Below are 26,201 nucleotides of genomic sequence, written 5' to 3'. Positions count from 1 at the left end.
TCGAGATAAATAACAATTTAAATGGAGGAATTTAAAATGGCAAAATGGAATATTGATTTAGGACATTCAGCAGTTAACTTTCAAGTAAAACACATGATGGTATCAAAGGTAAAAGGTGTGTTCGATACTTATTCAGCAGATATAGAAGCGGCGGATCTTGGAGATTTAACAACAGCCAATATTGACTTTACAATCGATGCAGCAAGCATTAACACACGTAGCGAAGATCGTGACAATCACTTAAAAGCAGCAGATTTCTTCGATGCCGAAACATATCCAACAATCACTTTTAAATCAACGAATATTACAAAAAAATTAGATAATGAATTTGCCATTACAGGTGATTTAACAATTAAAGACGTAACAAAATCAGTAACATTTGATACTGAATTTAATGGGAAAGGGACAAATCCATGGGGCCAAGAAGTTTATGGCTTTGAAGCTGAAACGACAATCAATCGTGAAGAATTTGGCTTGACTTGGAATGCTGCTTTGGAAACTGGTGGTGTTCTTGTTGGTAAAGACATTAAAATTACAGTTGAACTTGAAGTAACTCCAGCTTAACCTTGCAAACTGTGCTCGAATATAGTCGGGCACAGTTTTTTTATTAATAAAGTAAAACTATGGTTCATCACCAAAAGTTGTGGATGACATTTGTTAATCGGCCCAAGTGTATAAAAATAACCCAATAACTAAGTTACTTGCATAATTTTAGTAATTACTGCATATAAATCATCATATTGTTTTTGGGGGCGATGGGATGAATGTATTAGTGACAGGTGGTTATGGTTTTATTGGCAGTGCAGTGGCAAGGCGTTTCTTTAAGGAAGGTGCAAATGTTTATATTATTGATAATTTAAGCACAGGCCATTTACGTAATGTCGACTTTGAGCATAAATCGTATCTTTTGAATGTAGAAGATGAGGTTTGTGAGCATCTCTTTAAGGAAATATCATTTGATGTGGTAGTCCATTGTGCTGCGCAAACAAGTGTCCAAAAATCGATACAAGAGCCAGTGAAGGACGTTTTAACGAATATTGTAGGGCTTAGTCAGATGCTCTTCTTATCGTCAAAATATAAAGTAAAGCATTTTGTTTTTGCCTCGTCTGCGGCCGTTTATGGGGATAGTCACTATCCACCACTAGAAGAAACGGATGTTAGTGAGCCCATTTCAATGTATGGATTAAATAAAAGCATTGGTGAAACATACTGTGAAAAATGGCAAAAGGATTATCGTTTACCAACATTAATTTACAGATTTGCTAATGTATTCGGCCCAAGACAATGTATGCAGGGGGAAGCGGCGGTTATTCCTAGCATGCTAAAAAGCAGTATTGAAGGAAAGCCCTTTACGATTTATGGAGATGGAGAACAGACACGAGATTTCATTTATGTAGATGACATTGCAGATGCTATTTATGCCGGTGTGCAAGCTAAATTACAAGGCATTTATAATGTATCAACGAATGAGGCGTGGTCGATTCATCAAGTCATTTTATTATTACAGCATTTAAATCATCCTTTAGAAATTCAATATGCTCCTGCAAGAGAGGGAGATATTGAGCATTCGTTTTTAAATAATGCCAAGTTGGCAAAAGCAATCGGGTGGAGACCAAAAAATTCTTTTGCGGAAGGCATAGAGCGCACATTGCAAGCATTACAAAATGAAAAAATCGTTGAAATCTAAGTACAGAACCTCGCTTAGGTTTTTAAATGTGAAGATGAAGATTTTTAAGTGTAATATTTGACGATTTACCCTATTCTAAAGGGAAAATCGTCTTTTTATATTTTCAATTACTTATTGAGAGAGGGAAACTAATCATTCATCAGCAAATAAATACAGACCCTCGTCCAAGCGTCAAAACCATGCTTTATCTTTCACTGCTATTTAGTAAATTTGCATATTTTATAATGGGTATTACAAGGGTAGAAAATAGTGTTTTCTTATGTCTATAGTATAATTATTTTTCAACACACCTGATTATTTTTTAAAGGAATGCTGTGAAATTGAACGGGGGGCTAACACATGTTAGTAGATTTTAGAGTGAAAAATTGCTTAAGTTATAAAGATGAAACATTATTTTCTATGGTCGCGGGAAACCGTATTCGAAAACTAAAAGACACACATACAATGAATTTTGAATCGTTTCGTCTTGTGAAAAGTGCTTTTATTTTTGGACCGAATGGAAGTGGAAAATCGAACTTATTCACAGCTATTAAAGTGTTACGTTCTTTATTGTTTAACTTTGAAAACCTTAATAATGTCAAACAACTGCGCTTGCCCTACCAACCGTTTAAGCTAGGAGGTCAGCAAGGGCAACCGACAGAATTTATGATTTCATTATTACTAGATGGGGTACTGTATGATTATGAGGTACAGTATAATGCATCGCAGATTCTTTATGAATGCCTCACTAAAACGACAACGTCCATGAAAGAACAGCTCTTTATCAGACAGTGGGATGGGACAGAATATTTGTATGAAACTGCCCAAAACACAGCGTTAGAGCTGACAAAATATACGCGTAATAATACGGCTTTCTTATCAGTTTTAAATGTCTTTAATGACCCCGATGCTACGAAAATATTTGATTGGTTTTTACATAAAATTCTGTTCCTCGATGAAGCAAACCGGTTATCAAGTCATCCACTGATTCGTAAACTTGAAGAGGAACCCTTTAAGAATGAAGTCATTAAACTACTTAAAATTGCAGACTTTTCTATTCAAAATGTGACAGCAAGACGTGTTGAGCGCAGAGAGAAAAATACTATTTATGAGTTTGACACTTCGGAGGTTATTCAAGAGGTGGATATTGATTTGCACTATTTATCGTTCGATGAAGCAGGTGCACCAATCGGTACAGAGACGATTAATTGGACGATGGATTCAAAGGGAACAGTACGGATGCTACATTTAGCATGTGTTATGGTAGATGCATATAATAAAGGAAAAACGATCTTTATAGATGAATTTGATACTGCATTTCATGTATCGATTTGTGAATTTTTAATGGCTATAATGAACAGCAAACGTAACGCCAGTAATCAATTTGTTGTAACAAGTCATGAAATTGATTTATTGGATCAGCCATTACGTTCCGATCAAATTTGGTTTGTCAATAAAAGCTTTAAAAATGAATCCGAGTTATACTCCTTATTTGATTTTGTAGATTTGCAGAAGAAACGAGGAGATATTTCCTATGCCAAGCGTTACTTAAAGGGCGAGTTTGGTGCAACACCGGTTATTAATGAATACTTATCCAATCAATATTTAACTTCTTTTAGTGGTTATCCAAACACCCGCTGAAACAAAGGAACTCAGGCTAGGAACTTCACATCCTGTGAAAACGCCTGAGTGACCAACATCGTGTCGCTGCCGCTGCGTTAGCACTTCGCTTTCGCACAAAAAACATCTGCCGCTGCCGCTTCGCTTTCGCACAAAAAACATCTGTTGGTCTAAAGCCTCCGGCGGATGTCACGGAATCAGAAAGGAGTTCGCAAAGGATGTTAGCCTAAAATCATCGCATCCATGCGATAACGGCTAACTGACCTGCATCGGTAATAACGCCACGTCCTGTGGCATTACCGAAATGACCGACATCGTGTCGGCCCTCGTGCAGGCCTAAGGACAAAGCCGATTCCGGACGCAATTATGCCGAGGCATAATTAATAGGAAGTGGAGGTATCTGAGCTGTGAGAGTACGTCAACAAGGAAACCGAACACTACGTAAAACTATTTTAATTTATTGTGAAGGTGAAACTGAGCGCATTTATTTTGAGCAAATGCGTATTTTAAAGCGCTCAAAATTGGTAAGTGTCAAAATTAAAAACGTGAAACGCTCAGCTATTAAGCTAGCTCAGCATGCCTATCGAGATTCGAGTTATCAATATTTTGATGAAGTTTGGATTGTATTTGATAAGGATGATTTAACTGAAAAGCAGTTAGAAGAAGTGAATGACTTTTGTGAGGAGAAAAATATTCATATTGCTTACTCAAATGAGGCATTTGAATTATGGTTACTGTTACATTTTGAAGAGGTCGATATTTCGGAAAAATATCCTCGTGCTGTTTTAAATGATAAGATGGAGCAACATCTAGGGATAACACGTTATTTCCGACATAAAGCGGATGAGTCAGTTATTGCACCCATCGCATTACGGCATGAGGTCGCTATAAAAAACTGCACGGAAATGATGGCACTTCGCAAGACAGAAAACCGTGACAACCCATATTGCAACATACATGAAATGATTCAATACATATTTTAATGTCAACAGCAGATTTTCTGGGGATCTAATAGAGAACTTGCCGTTTTGTAGATTTTCATCAAAAGCTGGAGGTAGTCTTTTTATAGTCCTCAAATATTGATCATCCTGTGGATTAACAACCTCTGAAATTCTTAACATGAATTTTTAGTGTTCGGGAATAAATAAGATCAGAAAGCTATGACAATTGAACTGAACATATGATACATCTTGCCCCCCATAAATGATTGAAAAGTATATTTTTTAGTCGTTATTCTTCCGATTATCTAACTTGCCTTTCCTATTTAAACACACTACATGTTAATAAAAGGTTTGAGCGACTGAGAGACCATTAAAAAACATTTGTACATTTCGTGCATATGCTTTTAATGGTCTCTTTTTTCGTTCTTAATAAGGAGGATATTCATTATGAGCACAGCTTCAGCAATACAACGTCAACAATCGATTGAGGAATTACAAAGTAAAGAATACGATTTATTGGTCATCGGTGGCGGTATTACAGGATGTGGTATCGCGCTTGATGCAGTTGCCCGCGGTTTATCTGTAGCATTAGTTGAAATGCAAGATTTCGCCGCTGGTACTTCTAGTCGCTCGACAAAATTAGTACACGGGGGGCTTCGTTATTTAAAACAATTTGAGATAAAAGAGGTTGCAGATTTAGGGAAAGAGCGTGCGATTGTTTATGAAAATGGACCTCATGTAACAACTCCTGTATGGATGCTACTCCCGTTCCATAAAGGAGGCACATTTGGCAAATTCTCAACGAATATTGGCTTACGTGTCTATGACTTTTTAGCAGGTGTTAAACGTTCTGAACGTCGTTATATGTTAAATGCTGCAAAAACCATTGAAAAAGAACCTTTGGTCAAAGCTGAGGAATTACGTGGCGGAGGAGTATATGTAGAATATCGTACAGATGATGCGCGTCTGACAGTCGAAGTTGCCAAAGCTGCCATCGAAAAAGGAGCTACACTTATAAACTATACAAAGGCAGAAAACTTTTTATACAATGACCAGAAGAAAATTAATGGAATCGTAGCACAAGATTTGATTGCCTATAACATGTTTACGATTTGTGCTAAAAAGGTAGTTAATGCTGCTGGCCCGTGGGTAGACGATGTTCGTCATATCGAAGGGAAACAAAATGGTAAACATTTAATTTTATCGAAAGGTGTGCATATCGTTTTTGATGAATCCAAATTCCCATTACACCAAGCTGTATATTTTGATACGCCTGATGGCCGCATGGTATTTGCGATCCCTCGTGATGGGAAAACATATGTTGGAACGACAGATACATTTTATCAAGGCGATGCACGTGAAATGAATATTCAGCAAGAAGATCGTGATTATATGATGAAGGCAATTCATTACATGTTTCCAAAAGTTCATGTCACTGATGAAGATATCGAATCAAGCTGGGCAGGTGTTCGTCCATTAATTCATGAGGACGGTAAGAATCCTTCTGAAATTTCTCGTAAGGACGAAGTATGGGAATCTTCTTCAGGACTTGTGACAATCGCTGGCGGTAAATTAACAGGTTATCGTAAAATGGCTGAAATTGTCTTAAATAAGATTACGCAAGATTTAGAACAACAATTTGGGGTTACATCTAAACCATGTTATACAAAGCATATTCATATTTCTGGTGGAGATGTTGGTGGCTCCAAAAACTTCCATGCATTCGCATCTAAACGAACAAAAATGGGCATTGATATGGGATTATCTGAAGCGGAAGCAAAACATTTAGCACATCATTACGGGTCAAATGTTGACATTGTTTTTGAATATGTAAAAGAAAAACATGCTGTTTTACCTCAAATGCTCTATGCTCAGTTACTATATGGGATTCATCATGAAATGGTTGTTCATCCAAACGATTTTATAATTCGTCGTACAGCCTATATGTTCTTTAATATCGCGCTTGTGAAGAAGTACAAAGATGCAGTAATAGAGGAAATGGCAAAACAATTAAATTGGTCTACTGAGCAACGTGAGCAATATGAAAAAGATTTAAATACAGAAATAACAAGAGCCACAACTGCATTATAAAAAAATGAGGAGCTGTCCTAAAAGTAGATATATTTTGGTGGAAATCCACGTAGACTTTTGTATGTGCGACAAAGCATGAGAGAAACGTAGCGGCAGGAGCACATTTTTGCGACGAAGCATGAGGGGAAACATAGCGGCAGGAGCACAGCGATGCGCTTTTGCCTTGCCGCGGAAAGTAAGAAGGATTTTACCGTATACAAATATGCTAGATATTTTATGACGGACTTTTTATACAGAGGGGTAATCAAATGAATTTTAATAATCAACAAATTATTCCCGCTGCACGTACAGTAAAGCAATTTGAGGAGGTATTAAATAGTCGATTCGAATACATTGTTCTACTAGAAGTGCATATTAGTTTACTTATGTCAATCAAGCACGGGGCAGATCGTAACGCTAAAAAGTTATATTCATGCAGATTTAATTAAAAACGATAATTTTGCAGCTGATTTTTTTTGCAATGATATCCGTCCAGCAGGCATTATTTCCACTCAATCGAATATGTTAATAAAGGCGAAATCTAGTGGAATTATGGCTATTCAGCGTGTCTTTTTAATTGATACGATTGCGTTTGAAAAAAGCCTTTCAATGATTTCTGAAGTTCATCAACGTACAAAAATCCCTGTTATTACAGGTGGACTAGTTCGCACAGTGGAAAGTATAGAGGAGGCGCTATCAGCTGGTGCAGTGGCCATTACGCCATCAAACAAAGATTTATGGGAAAATTTTAAACAATAAGTTGATTATGTGGGTTACTTTTTCTAGAATGTACGTAAGTTCAAGCGCGTGGTTAGGAAAAGGAACCCACATTTATTCAACTGCTAGTATGCAGTTTGTTTAAGTGTGGGTTTGTTTTTTTAGGTGTATTAAAAACAAAGGGGGTTTTTTATATGTCTGTATTAACAGCGGAACTTGTCGGCACGATGATTCTTATTTTATTCGGTGGTGGTGTTGTTGCGGGTGTATCACTGCACAAATCGAAAGGTTTTGGCGGTGGATGGGTAGTGATTACCTTCGCCTGGGGTCTAGGTGTGGCGATGGCTGCATATGCTGTAGGCGGTATTAGTGGCGCTCACTTGAATCCTGCGTTGACAATCGCGCTTGCTTCAATTGGCAATTTCCCATGGGAAGACGTACCTGCTTATATTGTTGCACAATTGATTGGTGGTTTTTTAGGTGGGGTACTTGTTTATTTTATGTATTTACCACATTGGAAAGGTACGAAAGATCCAGATGCAAAACTGGCTGTATTTTCTACAATGCCTGCCATTAAACATCCATTATCAAATTTAATTTCCGAAATGATTGGTACATTTATACTTGTTTTAGGTATTCTAGCATTAGGAACAAATACAATTACTGATGGCTTAAATCCATTTCTAGTTGGTATGCTAATTGTAGCCATCGGGATGGCATTAGGGGGGCCTACTGGTTATGCAATTAACCCTGCACGTGACTTAGGTCCACGTATCGCTCACTTTTTCTTACCAATACCAGGGAAACGTGACTCGGGATGGTCATATGCATGGGTGCCAATTGTTGGTCCAATGATCGGTGGTACATTCGGTGCCCTATTTTTCCAACAAATTTTTGAGGGGAAAAATAGTATTGCATTCTGGTTGCTTGCTATTATCGTAGCTATTATTTTTATCGGTGCTCAAATGACAGTGAAAAATGTTAAAAGTGAAGCGTAAATCATTATGCCTCAGCATAATTGCGTCCGAAATCGGCTTTGTGCTTAGGCCTGTACGAGGGCCGACACGATGTCGGTCATTTCGGTAATGCCACAGGACGTGGCGTTTTTACCGATGCAGGTCAGTTAGCCGTTATCGCATGGATGCGATGATTTTAGGCTAACATCCTTTAAGAACGCCTTTCCGATTCCGTGACATCCGTGAAAAGTAGCTTAAATCCGCATTCATCTCACCACCTATAGAGGTAGGGGACTTTTGTAGCTGACGCTTCGCTTTCGCTACAGAAAATAATTGTAGCTGACGCTTCGCTTTCGCTACAGAAAATAATTGTAGCTGACGCTTCGCTTTCGCTACAGAAAATAATTGTAGCTGACGCTTCGCTTTCGCTACAGAAAATAATTGTAGCTGACGCTTCGCTTTCGCTACAGAAAATAATTGTAGCTGACGCTTCGCTTTCGCTACCAAAACACTTGCTGAAAGAAATTAAAAAATATTTGGAGGTATGACCGATGTCAGAAAAAAAATATATTTTAGCTTTAGATCAAGGTACAACAAGCTCACGTGCTATTTTGTTTGATGAAAAAGGGAGCATTCTCCATAGTGCACAACAAGAATTCCAACAATATTTCCCACAATCTGGATGGGTTGAACATAATGCAGAAGAAATTTGGTCGTCTATTCTGTCTTGTATCGCTACAGCGCTTTCTGCAAAAAATATTGATTCAAATCAAATTGCTGGGATCGGTATTACAAACCAACGCGAAACAACAGTTGTTTGGGATAAAACTACAGGGAAGCCAATCTATAATGCAATTGTATGGCAATCACGCCAAACGAACGCTATTTGTGAAGAATTGAAAGCAAATGGTTACAATGACTTATTCCGTGATAAAACAGGTTTATTAATCGACGCATATTTCTCAGGCACAAAAGTAAAATGGATTTTAGACAATGTTAAAGGTGCTCGTGAAAAAGCAGAAGCAGGGGACTTACTATTCGGCACAATTGATACATGGTTAATATGGAAGTTGACTGGTGGTAAAGTACATGTAACGGATTATTCAAATGCTTCTCGTACATTAATGTATAACATTTATGATTTAAAATGGGATGAGGAATTATTAAATATTTTAGGCGTTCCTGCTTCCATGCTGCCAGAGGTTCGCCCTTCTTCAGAAGTATATGGTTATACGGAAGAAGCTCTGTTCTTCGGCTCTGCTGTTCCGATTGCTGGGGCTGCGGGTGATCAACAAGCTGCTCTATTTGGTCAGGCTTGCTTTGATGAAGGCATGGTAAAAAACACTTATGGTACAGGCTGCTTTATGTTGATGAACACTGGTGAAAAGGCAGTGAAATCAGAGAATGGCTTATTGACTACGCTAGCTTGGGGCTTAAATGGCAAGGTGACTTATGCTTTAGAAGGAAGTATTTTCGTAGCTGGCTCTGCTATTCAATGGTTACGCGATGGCTTACGAATGTTCCGCTCTGCCACTGATTCTGAGCAATATGCTGAACGTGTGAAGTCAACTGATGGCGTTTATGTAGTTCCTGCATTCGTTGGTTTAGGAACGCCTTATTGGGATTCTGATGTACGAGGTGCTGTCTTCGGTTTAACCCGTGGTACATCTAAAGAACATTTTGTACGTGCAACATTAGAATCATTAGCTTATCAAACAAAAGACGTACTTAGCGCAATGGAAGCAGATGCAAATATTCCACTAACAAAATTACGTGTAGATGGTGGCGCTGTTGCAAACAATTTCTTAATGCAATTCCAAGCAGACTTATTAAATGTTCCCGTTGATCGTCCGGTTATTAACGAAACAACTGCTTTAGGTGCTGCATATTTAGCAGGTATAGCAGTTGGCTTCTGGGAATCAACAGATGAAATTAGTGAGTATTGGAATTTAGAACGTCAATTCACACCTGATATGGATGAATCACTTCGTGAAGAAATTTATGCAGGTTGGAAAAAAGCTGTAACAGCTGCTCAAGCGTTTAAATAATTAGATTAATAGGATGGATTTAAAAGATAGCTGAATAGTGATAAAAAACCTTGATAGGCTAATTTGAGGCAGATCCCGGATTGTTAGACAAACAATTTAACTTTTGGGGTTACTTCATTTGCCAATCAAGGTTTTATTTATTAATAAGAAATTATTCTATCACCACTTCGATATTAACTTTAAGTCACTGTTTAGCGGACTTTTTTGAAACCTCTACTTTTCGGCATGCCCTTAGTGCCGAGTCGTATTTCTACTATAGCAACAATCTTGAAGCATGTTTATTCAAAAAAAACATATAGTGTATATTGAGAATTATGAGTATTGGAATGAAAGGGGATTGCGTGGATAATTCTAAGTCGAATCAGCGCAAAAATTCAGATGAGAATGCAAAGGATCAGCAGCTAGAGCCGTTTCGTGTCGATAATGAAGGAAAAAAGATGACAACGAATCAGGGGCTAAAAGTTTCGAATGATGAGGATTCGTTGAAGGCTGGAGTTCGTGGGCCAACCATTATGGAGGATTTTCACTTTCGAGAAAAAATGACACATTTTGACCATGAACGTATTCCAGAGCGTGTTGTACATGCGAGAGGCTTTGCTGCACATGGGGAATTTGAGCTGTATGAGTCGATGAAAGAATATACAAAGGCGGGTTTTTTACAGGATCCAAATAAGAAAACACCGGTTTTTGTCAGATTCTCGACTGTAGTTGGCAGCTTAGGATCGATGGATACTGCACGAGATGTTCGTGGGTTTGCGACGAAATTCTACACGGATGAAGGCAATTATGATTTAGTTGGTAATAATATACCTGTATTTTTTATTCAAGACGCCATTAAATTTCCTGATTTAATTCACGCGGTAAAGCCTGAGCCTCACAATGAAATGCCACAAGCAGCTTCAGCGCACGATACATTTTGGGATTTTGTGGCGAACAATCAGGAAATTGCACATATGATTATGTGGCATATGTCTGATCGAACAATACCTAGAAGTTTTCGAATGATAGAAGGCTTCGGTGTTCATGCTTTTCGTTTCGTCAATGATAAAGGAAAGTCCAGATTTGTGAAATTTCATTGGAAGCCTGTGCTAGGTGTTCATTCACTTGTTTGGGATGAAGCGCAAATTATTGCTGGAAAGGATCCAGATTTTCACCGACGTGATTTGTGGGAATCAATTGAGATTGGCGATTATCCAGAATATGAGCTTGGTATACAGATGCTTGAGCCAGAGGACGAATTTAAATTTGATTTTGATATATTGGATGCAACGAAGCTTTGGCCGGAGGAGATAGTGCCAGTTAAAAAGATTGGGAAAATGACCTTGAATCGCAATGTAGATAATGTTTTTGCTGAAACAGAGCAAGTCGCCTTCCATCCCGGCAATGTTGTGCCAGGCATCGATTTTACAAATGACCCACTACTACAAGGGCGGCTATTTTCTTATTTAGATACACAGCTCATACGATTAGGTGGACCAAACTTTAGTGAAATACCAATTAACCGACCTGTGTGTCCAATTCATAATAATCAACGCAATGGCTTTAGTCGACAAACTATTAATGTTGGGAGAGTAAGCTATCATAAAAATTCTCTCGCAAATAATACACCTTCTACCTCTACTGCAAGGGAGGGCGGCTATGTCCATTATGAAGAAAAGGTTGAAGGACGGATTACACGAGCACGCAGTAAATCTTTTGATAATCATTTCTCACAGGCAAGGCTTTTTTGGAATAGTATGTCACCTCCTGAAAAACAACATATCATCGATGCCTTCAGCTTTGAGGTAGGGAAGGTAAAAAGTAAGTCAGTACGCCAACAGGTTGTTGATATGTTCGTTCGAGTGGATAAAGCAATGGCAACAACTGTAGCTGATAATATTGGTGTTAATCGGCCAAAAGGGGAGCAAATAAATGTCACGTTATCATCACCTGCACTTAGCCAAGCTAATACAGTAAAAGTGCCACAAACACTAAAAGTAGGTGTACTAATAGGTGATGGATTTGACGCAAATGAAGTCGGAGAAGTGCTGAAATATTTAACAAGACAAGGTGTTCGGTACAATATTATTTCTGACAGATTAGGGGTTGTTACTAGCAGTGATGGCGTACAGTTAACAGCAAGTGACACATTTATTACGACGGATGCGGTACTATTCGATTCATTATATGTTGTAGGTGTAAAGGCAAACAATCAAGCAAAGTTTAATTCGTATATTGTAAATTATATTAATGAAGCGTATAGACATTATAAACCGATCGGCATTGCCACATCTGGTACTATATTTTTTAATATGTCCAATGCTAATGTAGGACCAGGAATTGTGTTGGCAACTGGCAACAAAGATTTCGCTAAAAAATTTGTAGATGCCATTGCCCAGCAACGCTTTTGGCAACGTAATATTTATTAACCCTCGGAGCAAGGGAATATCCGCGAAAGCACAGTAAATATCCACGTAAAGGTACGGTACCCTATCGAAAACCTTTGCTTTAGATTTTCTATGAAATACTTCATCCATCATAGTGAAAATTTAAGTCTCTCGTTGTTCAATAAAGAATAATGAGAGATTTTTGAATGTTGTACCTTAACGTTTTAACAAAAAACATCTGTTGGACTCATGCATTCAGCCGATTTCAGACATAATTATGCAGAGGTATGATTGATTGACAATAAAAATATCTGAGGCCATACAAATTTTCCTTTTACAGTAACATCTTGAAGTAGACAAAATGTTGCTAAACGCCTGCAAATTATATGGCATTGCATTCAAATTTTGTAAATGCTATGGTGGTAAATGAGGTGAATTTCGTGGAAAAATTTGATATTGCAATTGTTGGCGCAGGTCCAGGGGGATACGTGGCAGCCATTCATGCAGCAAAATGCGGCAAGAAGGTCGCTTTAGTGGAGCGCGATAAAGTAGGGGGAGCCTGCTATAATGTCGGCTGTATTCCTTCGAAAATTTTATTGGAGCATAGCAAGCTTATTCAGGAAATAAAACGTGGTAATGACTGGGGAATTGAAACTCCTACAGTACATGTGAATTTCCCGCGATTAATGAAACGTAAAGATGCTATTGTTGATGAGCTTTTAACGAATATTGAGAATTATATTTTGAGCAATCAAATTACCTTTTATCGAGGAGAAGCAGCAGTAGCTAAGGATTTAACTGTAACTGCTGGAAGTGAGTCCTTTACTGCAACGGATATCATTTTAGCAACAGGAAGTAAACCATTTGTCCCGCCATTTAAAGGTTTAGAGACGTCTTCATATTTTACAACGGATACGTTTTTTGATATTGAGGAGTTGCCAAAGCAGTTAACAATAATTGGTGGTGGCGTTATTGCTGTGGAGATGGCATTTAGCCTGGCACCACTAGGAACGAAGGTGATGATGCTAAATCATAGTGAGGATATTTTACAGACAGAAGAACCGGATGCACGACCGGTTATTCGCGAAAAGATGGAAAAGCTGGGTATTGAGCTTGTAACAGATTTTCAATTCGAGCATTTTAATGGTAATGAAATTCATACATCTAAAGGCATTTATACATATGAAAATCTTTTGTTTGCAACAGGTCGACGTCCAAATACAGAAATCGCTCAGCAGCTTGGTCTAGCATTCGATGGTCGATTGATTGCTGTCAATGAGCATCTTGAAACAAGTCAGCCACACATATATGCCATAGGCGACTTAGTTGGTGGTTACCAGCTAGCTCACTCAGCGAGTGCAGAGGGAATTCATGTTGTGGATCATATTTTAGGAAATAAGCCGGCACTGATTGATCAAACGTTGATTCCTCGTTGTGTGTATACACATCCTGAAATTGCAACATTTGGTTTACTGGAAGAGCAGGTTGAAGAACCTTATACGGTGACTCAAATGCCTTTACAGACAAATCCTAAAGCATTAATGGAAGGGAATACAGGAGGTTTTATTAAGCTTATTGCAACGAAAAAGGAAGGACGTATTTTAGGAGCATGTGTTGTTGCTGATGGGGCAACAGAAATGTTAAATGCTATTTTAGCTACTAAAAATGCTGGAGGCACTGTCCATACGCTCGCAAATATGATTTTCCCACACCCTACAGTTTCAGAGCATATTGGGGATGCTGCAAAAGCTTTTTTTGACAAAGCCATTCATCAATAAAAGTTTAAAATTTATTGACTTTACATGTTAGTTAGTATGTTGAATTAAATTCTTAAGATTACTTGGTATTAAAACTTGAGTTGACTAGACATCTAGAAGCTTCTATTTTACGTAACGGGGTATGCACCCGTCTGTAAACATAGAGGCTTTTTTAATTTGTTTTGGGAATCGTTGTCGCAAATGAGACGATAGAGCGAGCACAGTAGAAAATTGAAGGCTAAAAATACATGTAAGAGAAATAAGTATCAAGTCTACAAAATAGCGCATTATAGGAAATAACCGCCTATAATGCGCTATTTTTAATTTGTATCGTAAGCCCGTAATCAAATAACGCATATAAACAACCAGGCACCTCCGGTACGATGATAAATGTATCAAATTAGAGGAGGTGCTTCTTTATGTCAACTACCAAACTGACAATTGTCCCTGTGACACTAGATCCGATCACTGACAACTCTTCATCAACAACTTCACCACAAAACTCTCCTGAGCCGAGCTGCATCATTAAAACAACTAGTGCTGAAATTTCCTTCTTTAATGGCGTAGATGAGCGCATCATCCAAACGATCCTGAAGGAGTTGAATAATCAATGAAGCAAGATTTTACGAGCGTGCAGAACATCTACATTATTTGCGGTAAGACCGATATGCGTAAAGGTATCGACGGTCTCGCAGCACTCATTCAGGATTCTTTTAAACTCGATCCATATAGTGATTCCATCTTCTTATTTTCTGGAACGAGTAAAGACCGTTATAAATGTTTGTATTTTGATGGAGATGGCTTCGCCATACTTTATAAACGATTAGATAATGGCAAACTGCAATGGCCAAAAGATGAAAAGGAAGTACGTAACCTTTCACAAAAGGAACTTCGCTGGCTTTTAGAAGGTTTATCGCTTCAGCAGCCAAAAGCGATTACGAAATCTGAAAAAGGTGTCTTTTAAACTCACCTATTAAAATGGTATAATCATCCATAACTTATACTGAACGGAAATGTGGTGAATACAGTGGGTAACGTATCTTCTGACCAAAATGAACGATTCATTCAATTACTTGAGCAACAATTGGCTCATTCAAATCAGCAAAACAATGAACTGACAAAGAAGTTGGATCAATCATTGAAACAAATCGAAGTGTTAACAGAACAAGTTCGCCAATTAACCAAGGCTTTGTACGGTTCAAAATCGGAAAAATCAAAGTATCAAGCACCAGACGGACAAGGCTCTTTATTCGATGACGATCCGTCTTTTAACGAATCTGAGCACACAGAAGAACAAAGCACAGCGACGATTACTTACACTGTTAACCGTAAACTACATAAGAAAAAACGGAATGATTCTTTTCATGAAGGAATTGAAATAGAAGAAATTCATCATCACCCCACCAATACACAATGCGACTGTTGCCTTGGCCAAATGACCGAAGCCGGTACAACTATTGCGCGTGAAGAAGCAAAATTTATTCCGGCAAAAATGATGCGCATCCAGCATATTGAACATGCCTACGAGTGCAAGCACTGTAAAATGGATGCCACACAAAAGGCACAAATGAAACGAGGGAAAGCTTCACAAGCTGCCATTCAGCGAAGCATTGCGGGACCTACCGTTCTAGCAAAACTCATCTATGATAAGTTCATCCAATACTTACCTCTTTACCGTCAGGTAAAGGAGTGGGAACGATATGGCCTGCTTACGAATGATAAGAACTTATCAAACTGGGTAATCCGTGCAGCTGAAGATTGGCTTCTACCGATTTATGAACAGATGAAGCAGACATTAACAGCAAAATCTGTTCTACATGTGGATGAAACCTATGCGCAAATAATCAATCGTTCAGACGGAAAATCCGGTCAATCGAACGCCTATAATTGGGTGTTCCGAAGTGTGCCAAGTCAAGGACCGATCATCGTTCTTTTTCAAAGTGCATTATCGAGAAGTCGTTCTGTACTAGTAGAATTTACAGAAGGCTTTAAAGGAACCGTGATTTGTGATGGTTATTCGGCATATGGTAATCTACCTGATGTCACGTTCGCCAATTGTTGGGCGCATGTGCGGCGTTATTGGCTGAAAGCCAATAGCAAAAACGGGCAAATTGGCGTGGATTACTGTGATCAACTGTATCACCTAGAACGTCAATTCAAGCATCTTTCACCAGGTAAACGCCGAAAAGCAAGGCAAAAACATTCAAAGCCGATTGTAGAGAAGTTTCTAAAATGGGTTGACGAATCGCCTTTCTTCGGGAAAAATGCGCTCGCAAAAGCAGCCGAATACACATTAAATCGTGTACACGGATTAAAGGCTTTTCTATACGATGGTCGAATTGAAATCGATAATAATCCAGCTGAAAATGCGATTCGTCCAAATGTGATCGGTCGTAAGAACTGGCTTTTCTCTGTTAGTGAAGCAGGCGCTAAAGCAAATGCGATCTGTTTAAGTTTGGCTGAAACGGCAAAAGCAAACGGCATCGATTTCTATCAATACCTAGTGACGTTAATGACAGAATTGCCAAATTTACCGATTCACCAACAACCAGAGATTTTAAATAATTACATGCCTTGGTCGAAAAAAATCCAAGTCACATGTGCAAAATAGCCATCTATCCGAAAAAAATAGGATAGATGGCCATTCGTCGTGCGTACCGAGAAGGTGCGCTTTTTTTATATTTCGGGCTTACTTTGTATCAAGTTCTTGGTTTTTCTCAACTGATGTTGTAGAGAGATATAAGAAAGCCTCATCTTGCAATAGCAATAATTTTTCTTCACTAATACCGTGCGCTAATGGTCCAGAAAAAATAGACTCCCACCAAGTTCCTGTTGTTGTTGTCATTCATCTACGCCCCCGTTTCTTTTTCAATATGTAGTTGTAAATTTCCAAAAATCACAAACCATCTTAGCTACATTCATTACCTCATCACCTCATAACTAATATAAGAAAGAGGAATTTTTGCTTTCAATGTTGTATCGTATAGACAAAGATAGTTTGTTTCAAAATGAAAAAACTATGTATGCCATTTTTAAAAAAGGGGTGCTTTATGATGAATTTTACGCCACAAGACGTAGAGAATATGATTACAGAACAGCGTCAATTTTATTTTTCACGAGCGACTAAGAGTACAAAATTTCGAAAAGAGCAATTAATAAATCTGAAGAAATCAATTTTAAAATATGAAAAAGAAATTTTGAATGCTTTACATTTAGATTTACGAAAGAGTGAGTTTGAGGCATATGCAACAGAAGTTGGTATTGTTTTAGATAGTATTTCTTATATGGTAAAGCATGTTGAAGAATGGATGAAACCAGAAGTTGTAAAAACACCAATTCAATTTCAGATGGGGAAAAGCTTTATTGTTCGAGAGCCATATGGAGTGACATTAATTATTGGCCCATTCAATTATCCATTCCAGCTCGTAATGGAGCCATTAATCGGTGCAATTATTGGTGGCAATACGGCTATTGTAAAACCATCCGAAACATCTGTGCATACAGCAGTAATTGTTAAAAAAATAATTGAAGAAACGTTTAGTCCTTCCTATGTGCGTGTTGTAGAAGGAGAAAAAGAAGAAGTGACGGCACTTATTCATGCATCCTTTGACTATATATTTTTCACAGGAAGTGTGGCAGTTGGGAAGGTTGTTGCAAAGGCAGCTGCAGAACGATTAACACCGATTGCCTTAGAACTTGGTGGGAAAAGTCCGGCAATTGTCGATCAAACAGCCAATTTAGAAGTAGCAGCGAAAAGAATTGCTTGGGGTAAATTCTCAAATACCGGACAAACTTGTGTGGCACCAGATTATGTCCTTGTCCATAAAGATGTCTATGACCGATTTATGAAATTATTGAAAGAAACGCTTCGTGCCTTCTATGGTAAAAATGCATTAAAAAGCCCTGACTATGGTCGTATTGTGAATTTAAGACAATTTGATCGATTACAGCAAATAATAACGGAAGAACGTGATGCAATTACGTTTGGTGGTAGAACAGATCGAGATGATTTATATATTGAGCCTACAATTGTTGAATATGTGAAATGGTCAAATCCTTCAATGCAGGATGAACTATTTGGTCCGATTTTACCTGTGATGTTGTATGATGATTTGCCGCTTGCTATTCACCAAGTTCGTCAGTTACCAAAGCCTTTAGCGGCATATTTTTTCTCAGAGCATGAGAAAGCTATTCAGTACTTTTTAGAGGAATTACCATTCGGTGGCGGATGTATTAATGACACGATTACACATGTTGGAAATTTACATTTACCATTTGGCGGTGTTGGTTCATCAGGGGTAAAAGCGTATCACGGGAAGGCAAGTTTTGATAACTTTACTCACCCAAAATCTATATTAAAAAAATCTTCAAAGGTAGAGACGAATATTCTATTTCCTCCGTATAAACAAAAAGTTAAGCTTGTACGAACTATTATGAAATAGTCAAGAATGAGGTGTCGGGACATAAAAGGTCTTCGACACCTCACTTTTAGTAGTGACATTTAAACAAGCTCTCCAGATATATAGCTTCGAATTAAAAAATACAGTTGTCGATAAATGCCGATTTTTGATAAATTAGGTACATTTCAGTGAAATATTTAAGATATATCAAAATGATAGCGTTTTCATCGAAAAAACGTCCTAAGAGGCATTTTATTTATGGATGAATAAGTAGTAAAATAAATTCAATAGAATGTGGGGGTATTCATATTGTCATTTTTTGTCGAAAAAACAACAAATGACGAAATGAGTGTAGAGATTGATTGGAGGACTATGAAATGTATGCAGAGGAATTGTTAAGTGCATTACCTTTGAAAAAAATAATTGGAGTATTACCTGACCAAGTAAGTGATATTGTCATTGATTCACGAAGTGTGCAACCAAATAGTATGTTTGTTTGTATAAAAGGTTATACAGTGGATGGTCATGACTATGCACAGAAAGCTGTTGAAGGTGGCGCAACAATCGTTGTGACTGAACGAAAATTACCATTAGGAGAAACTATTGCACAGGTGATTGTGAAAGATACGGACCGAGCAGTTGGCCTGCTAGCTGCAAAGTTTTTTGATTATCCATCTAAGGATATGACAATGATTGGTGTAACAGGGACAAATGGAAAAACATCAGTAACTGGTATTATTCAAAACATCATGCATGGGATGGGCGAGAAATCAGCACTAACAGGAACAATCGGCTTTAATTTAAATGGTATTTTATATGAATCTGCAAATACTACGAGTGATGCATTGTCGACGCAACAAATGATTTTCCGTGCAAAAATGGAAGGCTGCCGATTAATGACTATGGAAGTATCTTCGCACGGTTTATCACTTGGACGTCTGGCTGGTGTAGATTATGATGTAGCTATTTTTACAAATCTTTCACATGATCATCTTGATTTCCATGGTACGATGGAGGAATATGGTCATGCGAAGGGCTTATTATTCTCTCAACTTGGACAAGACTTAGAAAAGAATAAATTTGTTGTGTTAAATGCTGATGATGCTTGGTCAGAGCGTTATGCGGCGATGACACCATTTCCAGTATGGACATATGGTTTAAATAATGAAACAGCTGATTTCCGTGCTATTAACTGTGAGTATCATGATTACAAGACATCTTTTGACGTTGAAATGTCAGAGGGAATATATCATGTACAAATGAATTTACTCGGGGAATTTAATATATACAATGTACTTGCTGCTATGGTTGCTTTTTATGGCCGTGGTTATTCAATGGAAACAATCATTGAACAAATTGAGCAATTACCATCAGTAAAGGGACGTATGGAAAAAGTTTGCTCAGATTTACCAGTGCAGATTTTTGTTGATTATGCACATACACCTGACGCAATTGAAAAAGCGATTTCTTCAGCTCAACCATATAAAAAAGGCAAGCTTATTTTCCTAGTTGGTACAGGTGGCAATCGTGATAAATCGAAACGTCCAGCAATGGCAGAAAAGGCATCAGCTGCTGAATACGTTATTTTGACGACAGATGACCCACGTTATGAAAACTACGATAGTATAACAGGTGATCTTGCCAAAGGGATGTTACATGAAAATTTTGCATGTATAGGAGATCGTGCTGAGGCAGTACGTCATGCGATAGAAGTTGCTGAACCAGGAGATTTGATTATTTTTGCTGGTAAAGGTCATGAAGATTATCAAATTATTGAGAATACAAAATATCCTCATAGTGATGCGGAAATTGCAATAGAAGCGGGCCGTTTAAAATTCGTATAATAGCTATTATCTGCAATTAAGCTGCTCTTAGTGCCATATGTAGAGCCTACTTGAATGTGAGACCGCCATACATGCAACAATGTGATAAATTCAAGACATTCAGAGAACCCTTTTAGTCATAACTAAAGGGTTTTCTTTTGGGTTCTATTTTAAGAAGAACCTCTTTTTTGGAGATTTCATGTAAAAAGGTTGTGCGAAAGGCGAGTCTTCTTTTATTATTATTAAGTATGAAAAAAGGAGAATGACGAGATGAATTCAAATTTAGAACAAGATATATTATCACGTCGAACTTTTGCCATTATCAGTCACCCTGATGCTGGGAAAACGACGATTACAGAAAAGCTTTTACTATTTGGTGGCGCGATTCGTGATGCCGGTACAGTAAAAGGGAAAAAAACAGGTAAGTTTGCAACTTCTGACTGGATGGAAATTGAAAAGCAACGTGGGATTTCTGTAACTTCTTCAGTTATGCAATTCGATTATAACGGATCACGTGTCAATATTTTGGACACACCTGGTCACCAAGATTTCTCGGAGGATACGTATCGTACATTAATGGCTGTAGATAGTGCTGTCATGGTTGTCGATGCCGCTAAAGGTATTGAAGCACAAACTTTAAAACTGTTCAAAGTTTGTAAAATGCGTGGTATTCCGATTTTTACTTTTATCAATAAACTAGACCGTCAAGGGAAAGAGCCACTTGAGCTGATTGAAGAGCTTGAGGAAGTACTTGGCATTAACGCATACCCAATGAACTGGCCAATTGGTATGGGTAAAGAGTTTTTAGGTATTTATGATCGTTACAATAAACGTATCGAGCAATTCCGTACGGAAGAAGAAGAACGCTTCTTGCCAATTGATGATAATGGGGAACTTGCAATCGAGCACCCAATGAAAGTGACTTCTTATTATTCACAAGCGATGGACGACATAATGTTACTCGACGAAGCAGGTAATGCGTATTCTGAAGAAAAAATTCGTCGTGGTGAATTAACACCTGTTTTCTTCGGTTCAGCTTTAACAAACTTTGGTGTGCAAACATTCCTTGAAACATATTTACAATTTGCACCAACACCACAGCCTCGTATTACTGAGGATGAACAATTTATTGATCCAGTTGAGCATGGGGAGTTTTCAGGTTTCATCTTTAAAATTCAGGCGAATATGAATCCTGCTCACCGTGACCGTATTGCCTTTGTACGTATCGTATCTGGTAAATTTGAGCGTGGCATGAACATGACTTTATCTCGTACAGGTAAATCATTCAAAGTGACACAATCTACACAATTCCTTGCTGATGACCGTGAAACTGTAGATGAAGCTGTTGCTGGTGATATTATCGGTTTATATGACACAGGTACTTATCAAATTGGTGACACAGTTGTAGGTGGTAAAAAGACATTCCAATTTGAAAAATTGCCACAGTTTACGCCAGAGCTATTCGTTCGTGTAACTGCGAAAAATGTTATGAAATCTAAGCAATTCCATAAAGGGATTTTACAATTAGTGCAAGAAGGCGCTATTCAATATTATAAAACATTGCATACAGAAGAAGTTATTCTTGGAGCAGTTGGTCAATTACAATTTGAAGTTTTTGAGCATCGTATGAAAAATGAATATAATGTTGAAGTGAGGATGGAACCAATTGGTTCAAAAATTGCACGCTGGATTGAAAATGAAGAGGATGTTAAAGAATCAATGTCTTCAGGGCGTTCAATGCTTGTTAAAGACCGTTTTGATAATCTTGTTTTCTTATTTGAAAACGAATTTGCCATGCGTTGGTTTGCTGATAAAAACGAAAACATTAAACTATATAGCCTTTTATAAGAAAAAACACGAATCGACATGTTGCGATTCGTGTTTTTTTACAAGGAAAATTGGCGCTATATGTAGAATATATATAGTATTGGGAAATTCAAATCTGATTGTTTACAAATATATAGACTCATCACTAAACGTTGGGATAGCATTTGTTAAAGCGGTTGCTACGTATATAAGTTGATTGGAGTGGAGACTGGGCGACTCCTTGGGGATTAGTGATAGAGGAACGAAGACTAAGAGCATCACATCCTGTGATAACGCCTTCGTGACCAACATCGGTGCTGTTGCTGACGCTGCGCTTTCGCACAAACAAAACCCTCTGCTGCCGCTACGTTAGCACTACGCTTTCGCGCAAAAAACATCTGTTGGCCCGAGACCCTGGAGCGAAGCGGTATGGGGAACGAAGGCTAAAAACATCACGTCCTGTGATAACGCCTTCGTGACCAACTTCCTGTCGCTGCCGCTACGTTGCACTGCGCTTTCGCACAAAAAACATCTGTTGCCCCGACGCCCCCAGGAAGCTCTGCTCTGCGCGAAAGCGAAGCGTCAGCGGCAATGTTTTATCTGTGCGAAAGCGAAGCGGCAGCAACAAATGTTTTATCTGCGCGAAAGCGAAGCGTCAGCGGCAATGTTTTATCTGTGCGAAAGCGAAGCGGCAGCAACAAATGTTTTATCTGCGCGAAAGCGAAGCGTCAGCGGCAAATGTTTTATCTGTGCGAAAGCGAAGCGGCAGCAACAAATGTTTTATCTGCGCGAAAGCGAAGCGTCAGCGGCAATGTTTTATCTGCGCGAAAGCGAAGCGTCAGCGGCAAAGCGCCCAGTCGGAACGGAAATCAACCATACGTTATGGTATTTACCAAATTTATAAAATATTATCCTTTTCGGCTATCATAGAAAGGACGAGAAAGAAAAGGAGCATGTAAAAAGTGAACATTAGTAATTTTTCTATTAAAAAGCCTGTTTTTACAATCGTTACGATGTTATTGGTCATTATTTTAGGTGGCGTGTCATTATTAAAAATACCGATTACGCTTATTCCAGAGTTAAGTCCACCAATAGGTGTCGTCGTTACCTCTTATCCTGGTGCAAGCCCTACAGAGGTTAATGAGAAAATAACGAAGCCATTAGAAACATCACTTTCAACCTTGCCAGGGATAAAAAAATTACAGTCTACCTCGCAAGAAGGATCCAATTTAATTATTCTCGAGTTTGATTGGGCAACCAATATTGAAGATGTTCAGCTCGATATATTACAACGAATCGATATGACTCCTTTACCAAATGATGCTGAGAAACCTAGTTTTTTAAAATTTGATCCATCACAATTTCCTATAATACAGCTTTCCCTACGTGCGGAAAATGACAATGTAGACGTGCGATTACTCGCAGAAGCCTTAGAAAAAGAACTTCGTCGAACAGCTGGTGTCGCAAGTGTAAATGTTTCCGGTAAGCTTATAGAAGAAGTTCAAATAACTTTAGATGAGTCGAAGCTAGTTGAGAAAGGAATAACCCAAGCGGATATTATTCAAATTATTCAATCGAATAATGTTTCTCTTCCTGGTGAACCAGTGTTAACAGCTGATGGGAAAATGTTAACTACTCGTATTGTTAGTACATTAAATTCGCCAGAAAGCATTGCTGATTTAATTATTTCAGTAAATCCAATAGATGGTAAAGCTTTAACGGTTGGAGAAGTAGCGACTGTTGAGCGTGTGGAGCAGAAATCCATAACTACAACAAGAGCAAATGAGCATCCTGCAGTTTTAATGTCTGTATTACAGGAATCGGGTGCAAATACGGCAGAAGTATCAAAAGCTTTTAAAGAAGCATTAAATGACCTATTAACGAAGAAGGAATATGAAGGAATCGTTGCGGATGTGCTAGTGGATCAAGGTAATTATGTGGATTTAGCGATTAGCAATATTGGATCTTCTTTACTTTTAGGTGGGTTATTCGCAATGTTCGTGCTATTCGTCTTTCTGCGTAGTGTGAAAAGCCCTATTATCATTGGAATTGCGATTCCATATTCAGTTATTGTTACATTTGTTTTAATGTTTTTTGCAAATTTCTCGCTCAATATTATGACATTAGGAGCGTTAGCACTTGGCATCGGTATGCTTGTTGATAATGCGATCGTTGTTATTGAAAATATTGAACGACATTTAGGTCTTGGTAAGGATCCGATAGTAGCAGCTACGGAAGGGACAAAGGAAGTGGCACTTGCGATTACTGCTTCCACTCTCACAACTATTGCAGTATTCATTCCTGTCATGTTTATTGAAGGTTTAATAGGACAAATCTTTACAGAGTTTGCATTAACTATTTCATTTAGCCTAATTGCTTCTTTAGTCGTTGCGTTAACAGTTGTCCCAATGCTGGCAAGTCGTTTTTTGAAAATGACATCTACAAATATTTACGAAAAACATAATGAGTCACTTTTCTACAAGAGCTACAAATCATCGGTTATTTGGGTACTGCGTCACCGTATGCTTGTCCTTATCTCAGCCGTTGTTTGTTTTGGACTTGCGTTGTTTGGACTTACGAAAATTGGCACAGAGTTTTTACCGCCAACCGATGAAGGATTTACATCCATTAGTGTGAATCTTGAAAAAGGTGTAGCACAATCAGAAACAGAAAAAGTTGTGGCGAAAATTGAAGAACGCTTAAAACAGGAGAAAGATGTTGACGTATATGTTAGCTTTATCGGTGGTACACAGCAGACACAAGCGCGAGGACAGACAAGTGCAAACCAAGCAGAGCTATATGTAAAGCTTGTCCCTTTAGCAGATAGGGACCGTTCAATTTTCGAGTTTGTAGAAGAGGTTGAGCGAGATTTGCGTGCGGAGCTTGGCGAACAAGCTGAAATCGCCTTCAGTGTCTCAACGTCAACTGGCTCTTCACCGAATACATTAACGTTTAGGTTAACTGACTCTGATGAGCAACGACTTCATAGCTCTGTTGATAAAGTGCAGCAGGAGCTATTAAAAGTAAATGCCGTCACAAAAGTAACTACGGATTTAGATAACGTTGTAAAAGAAATTCAAGTAGAAGTAGACCGAGAAAAGGCGAAGGACTACGGATTTGTACCCGCACAAATTGCTCAAACGGTCAATCAAATGACAAAGGGACAACTAACTGCGCAAATAATTGCAGAGGATGGTGCAGTATTACCTGTCTATACAGGCTTTGGACAAGTGTTTAATGATAGTATCGAATCCTTAAAATCGATGCAGCTTCGTTCACCTGCTGGTTTATTTGTAAAACTAGAGGATATTGCGACTGTTTCTGTAAAGGAAGGGCCTGTATCGATTAGACGTTCTGATCAGGCTGCAGCTGTTGCATTTTTTGTCGATTATGAAACGGAGGAATCCTTAGGAGGTATTTCAGCTAAAGTGGATCGAGCATTGGAAAAAGCTGATTTACCATCCGAAACTCAAGTTGTCTTTAGTGGAGATCGTGAGCTTTATGATAGTGCGATTAAAGATATGCTTTTAGCAGTCGTACTAGCAATAGTGCTTGTGTATATCGTGATGGCTGCACAATTCGAATCATTCAAATATCCATTCGTTATCATGTTTACGGTACCGTTAATGGTTATAGGCGTCGTAATTGCGATGTTTATTACGAACACGCTAATTGGTGTGACATCTATTATAGGGATTTTAATATTAGTTGGAATTGTCGTGAATAATGGGATTGTACTTGTAGATTACATTAATCAACAAAAGGCCAGTGGAATGGCAACGTACGATGCGATTTTACTTGCTACACAGGATCGAATTCGACCAATTTTAATGACTGCATTAACAACAATTTTAGGATTATTGCCACTTGCTCTTGGCATTGGAGAAGGAACAGAGATGAATCGACCTATGGGGATTGCAGTAATCGGAGGACTTGTGACATCAACTTTGCTGACATTATATATTGTACCAATTGTTTACAGCTTAATGGATAAAGAAACTAGGAAGATGCGGTAAGTTCAGGGGGAATGA

Annotated in this window: 19 protein-coding genes and 1 pseudogene; 18 read left to right on the top strand and 2 right to left on the bottom strand. The window is 38.3% G+C overall.

Annotation, left to right across the window (positions count from 1 at the left end):
• The first annotated feature begins 36 nt into the window (after positions 1–36).
• The 7 genes and pseudogenes from ACB089_RS20500 to ACB089_RS20470 all read left to right on the top strand — a co-directional run bounded on the left by ACB089_RS20500 (position 37) and on the right by ACB089_RS20470 (position 8,012).
• On the top strand, positions 37–564 hold the full coding sequence (locus ACB089_RS20500; protein WP_374963690.1) for a YceI family protein: 528 nt from the start codon (positions 37–39) through the stop codon (positions 562–564).
• A 196-nt stretch (positions 565–760) separates the two neighbouring features.
• A complete protein-coding gene (locus tag ACB089_RS20495; RefSeq protein ID WP_374963689.1) occupies positions 761–1,687 on the top strand; it encodes an NAD-dependent epimerase/dehydratase family protein in 927 nt (308 codons plus the stop codon).
• A 339-nt stretch (positions 1,688–2,026) separates the two neighbouring features.
• Positions 2,027–3,307, top strand: a complete 1,281-nt coding sequence (locus ACB089_RS20490; protein WP_374963688.1) for an ATP/GTP-binding protein — start codon at positions 2,027–2,029, stop codon at positions 3,305–3,307.
• Between the two features lie 386 nt (positions 3,308–3,693).
• A complete protein-coding gene (locus tag ACB089_RS20485) occupies positions 3,694–4,269 on the top strand; it encodes an RloB family protein (protein WP_068983381.1) in 576 nt (191 codons plus the stop codon).
• A 405-nt stretch (positions 4,270–4,674) separates the two neighbouring features.
• Positions 4,675–6,318 carry a glycerol-3-phosphate dehydrogenase/oxidase gene (locus tag ACB089_RS20480; RefSeq protein WP_374963687.1) on the top strand — a complete coding sequence of 548 codons (1,644 nt, stop codon included), beginning with the start codon at positions 4,675–4,677 and terminating at the stop codon, positions 6,316–6,318.
• Positions 6,319–6,566: 248 nt separating this feature from the next.
• Positions 6,567–7,056: pseudogene (locus ACB089_RS20475) on the top strand (glycerol-3-phosphate responsive antiterminator).
• Positions 7,057–7,208: 152 nt separating this feature from the next.
• Complete coding sequence (locus ACB089_RS20470) at positions 7,209–8,012, top strand: MIP/aquaporin family protein (protein WP_374963686.1); 804 nt, start codon at positions 7,209–7,211, stop codon at positions 8,010–8,012.
• 159 nt (positions 8,013–8,171) lie between these two features.
• Here the strand turns inward: ACB089_RS20470 and ACB089_RS20465 are convergent, their stop codons facing one another.
• On the bottom strand, positions 8,172–8,477 hold the full coding sequence (locus ACB089_RS20465) for a hypothetical protein (RefSeq protein ID WP_374963685.1): 306 nt from the start codon (positions 8,475–8,477) through the stop codon (positions 8,172–8,174).
• Between the two features lie 44 nt (positions 8,478–8,521).
• On the opposite strand from ACB089_RS20465, the gene glpK reads away from it, so the two are divergent.
• The 6 genes from glpK (at position 8,522) to ACB089_RS20435 (ending at position 16,752) form a co-directional block, all read left to right on the top strand.
• Positions 8,522–10,018, top strand: a complete 1,497-nt coding sequence (glpK, locus tag ACB089_RS20460; RefSeq protein ID WP_374963684.1) for a glycerol kinase GlpK — start codon at positions 8,522–8,524, stop codon at positions 10,016–10,018.
• 326 nt (positions 10,019–10,344) lie between these two features.
• Positions 10,345–12,426 (top strand): catalase, encoded by a 2,082-nt coding sequence (locus ACB089_RS20455; protein ID WP_374963683.1) that lies wholly within the window; start codon positions 10,345–10,347, stop codon positions 12,424–12,426.
• A 398-nt stretch (positions 12,427–12,824) separates the two neighbouring features.
• Positions 12,825–14,162 carry a dihydrolipoyl dehydrogenase gene (lpdA, locus tag ACB089_RS20450; protein ID WP_374963682.1) on the top strand — a complete coding sequence of 446 codons (1,338 nt, stop codon included), beginning with the start codon at positions 12,825–12,827 and terminating at the stop codon, positions 14,160–14,162.
• Between the two features lie 398 nt (positions 14,163–14,560).
• Entirely contained in the window at positions 14,561–14,755 is a 195-nt protein-coding gene (locus ACB089_RS20445) for a hypothetical protein (protein ID WP_068982732.1), read from the top strand.
• The gene (tnpB, locus tag ACB089_RS20440; protein ID WP_374963681.1) at positions 14,752–15,105 is read left to right on the top strand and encodes an IS66 family insertion sequence element accessory protein TnpB; all 354 of its coding nucleotides are present in this window, start codon (positions 14,752–14,754) and stop codon (positions 15,103–15,105) included. Before ACB089_RS20445 ends, tnpB begins: the two co-directional genes overlap by 4 nt.
• Before the next feature lie 63 nt (positions 15,106–15,168).
• Positions 15,169–16,752 (top strand): IS66 family transposase, encoded by a 1,584-nt coding sequence (locus ACB089_RS20435; protein WP_374963680.1) that lies wholly within the window; start codon positions 15,169–15,171, stop codon positions 16,750–16,752.
• A 78-nt stretch (positions 16,753–16,830) separates the two neighbouring features.
• Here the strand turns inward: ACB089_RS20435 and ACB089_RS20430 are convergent, their stop codons facing one another.
• Positions 16,831–16,986 (bottom strand): hypothetical protein, encoded by a 156-nt coding sequence (locus tag ACB089_RS20430; RefSeq protein ID WP_374963679.1) that lies wholly within the window; start codon positions 16,984–16,986, stop codon positions 16,831–16,833.
• Positions 16,987–17,194: 208 nt separating this feature from the next.
• Here ACB089_RS20430 and ACB089_RS20425 point away from each other — a divergent pair, with 208 nt between their 5' ends.
• From ACB089_RS20425 to ACB089_RS20405, 5 genes are all read left to right on the top strand, one after another.
• Positions 17,195–18,583: an aldehyde dehydrogenase gene (locus ACB089_RS20425; RefSeq protein WP_374967604.1), complete on the top strand. Its 1,389-nt coding sequence runs from the start codon at positions 17,195–17,197 to the stop codon at positions 18,581–18,583.
• A gap of 335 nt (positions 18,584–18,918) precedes the next feature.
• The gene (locus ACB089_RS20420; protein WP_374963678.1) at positions 18,919–20,385 is read left to right on the top strand and encodes a UDP-N-acetylmuramoyl-L-alanyl-D-glutamate--2,6-diaminopimelate ligase; all 1,467 of its coding nucleotides are present in this window, start codon (positions 18,919–18,921) and stop codon (positions 20,383–20,385) included.
• A 249-nt stretch (positions 20,386–20,634) separates the two neighbouring features.
• The gene (locus tag ACB089_RS20415; RefSeq protein ID WP_368636927.1) at positions 20,635–22,212 is read left to right on the top strand and encodes a peptide chain release factor 3; all 1,578 of its coding nucleotides are present in this window, start codon (positions 20,635–20,637) and stop codon (positions 22,210–22,212) included.
• 493 nt (positions 22,213–22,705) lie between these two features.
• Entirely contained in the window at positions 22,706–23,074 is a 369-nt protein-coding gene (locus tag ACB089_RS20410) for a hypothetical protein (RefSeq protein WP_374963677.1), read from the top strand.
• A gap of 58 nt (positions 23,075–23,132) precedes the next feature.
• On the top strand, positions 23,133–26,186 hold the full coding sequence (locus ACB089_RS20405; protein WP_374963676.1) for an efflux RND transporter permease subunit: 3,054 nt from the start codon (positions 23,133–23,135) through the stop codon (positions 26,184–26,186).
• The last annotated feature ends 15 nt before the right edge of the window (positions 26,187–26,201 follow it).

The organism is Lysinibacillus sp. RS10, assembly GCF_041956855.1.
GTDB classification, from domain to species: domain Bacteria; phylum Bacillota; class Bacilli; order Bacillales_A; family Planococcaceae; genus Lysinibacillus; species Lysinibacillus xylanilyticus_A.
This window is presented reverse-complemented; position numbering and strand designations above follow the sequence as displayed.

What these genes read in the sequence shown, in the direction of transcription:
- ACB089_RS20425 (WP_374967604.1), top strand. Translation starts at nt 17,195, where the DNA reads ATGAATTTTACGCCACAAGACGTAGAGAATATGATTACAGAACAGCGT.
- ACB089_RS20480 (WP_374963687.1), top strand. Translation starts at nt 4,675, where the DNA reads ATGAGCACAGCTTCAGCAATACAACGTCAACAATCGATTGAGGAATTA.
- ACB089_RS20470 (WP_374963686.1), top strand. Translation starts at nt 7,209, where the DNA reads ATGTCTGTATTAACAGCGGAACTTGTCGGCACGATGATTCTTATTTTA.
- ACB089_RS20445 (WP_068982732.1), top strand. Translation starts at nt 14,561, where the DNA reads ATGTCAACTACCAAACTGACAATTGTCCCTGTGACACTAGATCCGATC.
- ACB089_RS20420 (WP_374963678.1), top strand. Translation starts at nt 18,919, where the DNA reads ATGTATGCAGAGGAATTGTTAAGTGCATTACCTTTGAAAAAAATAATT.
- tnpB (WP_374963681.1), top strand. Translation starts at nt 14,752, where the DNA reads ATGAAGCAAGATTTTACGAGCGTGCAGAACATCTACATTATTTGCGGT.
- ACB089_RS20455 (WP_374963683.1), top strand. Translation starts at nt 10,345, where the DNA reads ATGAAAGGGGATTGCGTGGATAATTCTAAGTCGAATCAGCGCAAAAAT.
- ACB089_RS20500 (WP_374963690.1), top strand. Translation starts at nt 37, where the DNA reads ATGGCAAAATGGAATATTGATTTAGGACATTCAGCAGTTAACTTTCAA.
- ACB089_RS20430 (WP_374963679.1), bottom strand. Translation starts at nt 16,986, where the DNA reads ATGACAACAACAACAGGAACTTGGTGGGAGTCTATTTTTTCTGGACCA.
- ACB089_RS20490 (WP_374963688.1), top strand. Translation starts at nt 2,027, where the DNA reads ATGTTAGTAGATTTTAGAGTGAAAAATTGCTTAAGTTATAAAGATGAA.
- glpK (WP_374963684.1), top strand. Translation starts at nt 8,522, where the DNA reads ATGTCAGAAAAAAAATATATTTTAGCTTTAGATCAAGGTACAACAAGC.
- ACB089_RS20415 (WP_368636927.1), top strand. Translation starts at nt 20,635, where the DNA reads ATGAATTCAAATTTAGAACAAGATATATTATCACGTCGAACTTTTGCC.
- ACB089_RS20495 (WP_374963689.1), top strand. Translation starts at nt 761, where the DNA reads ATGAATGTATTAGTGACAGGTGGTTATGGTTTTATTGGCAGTGCAGTG.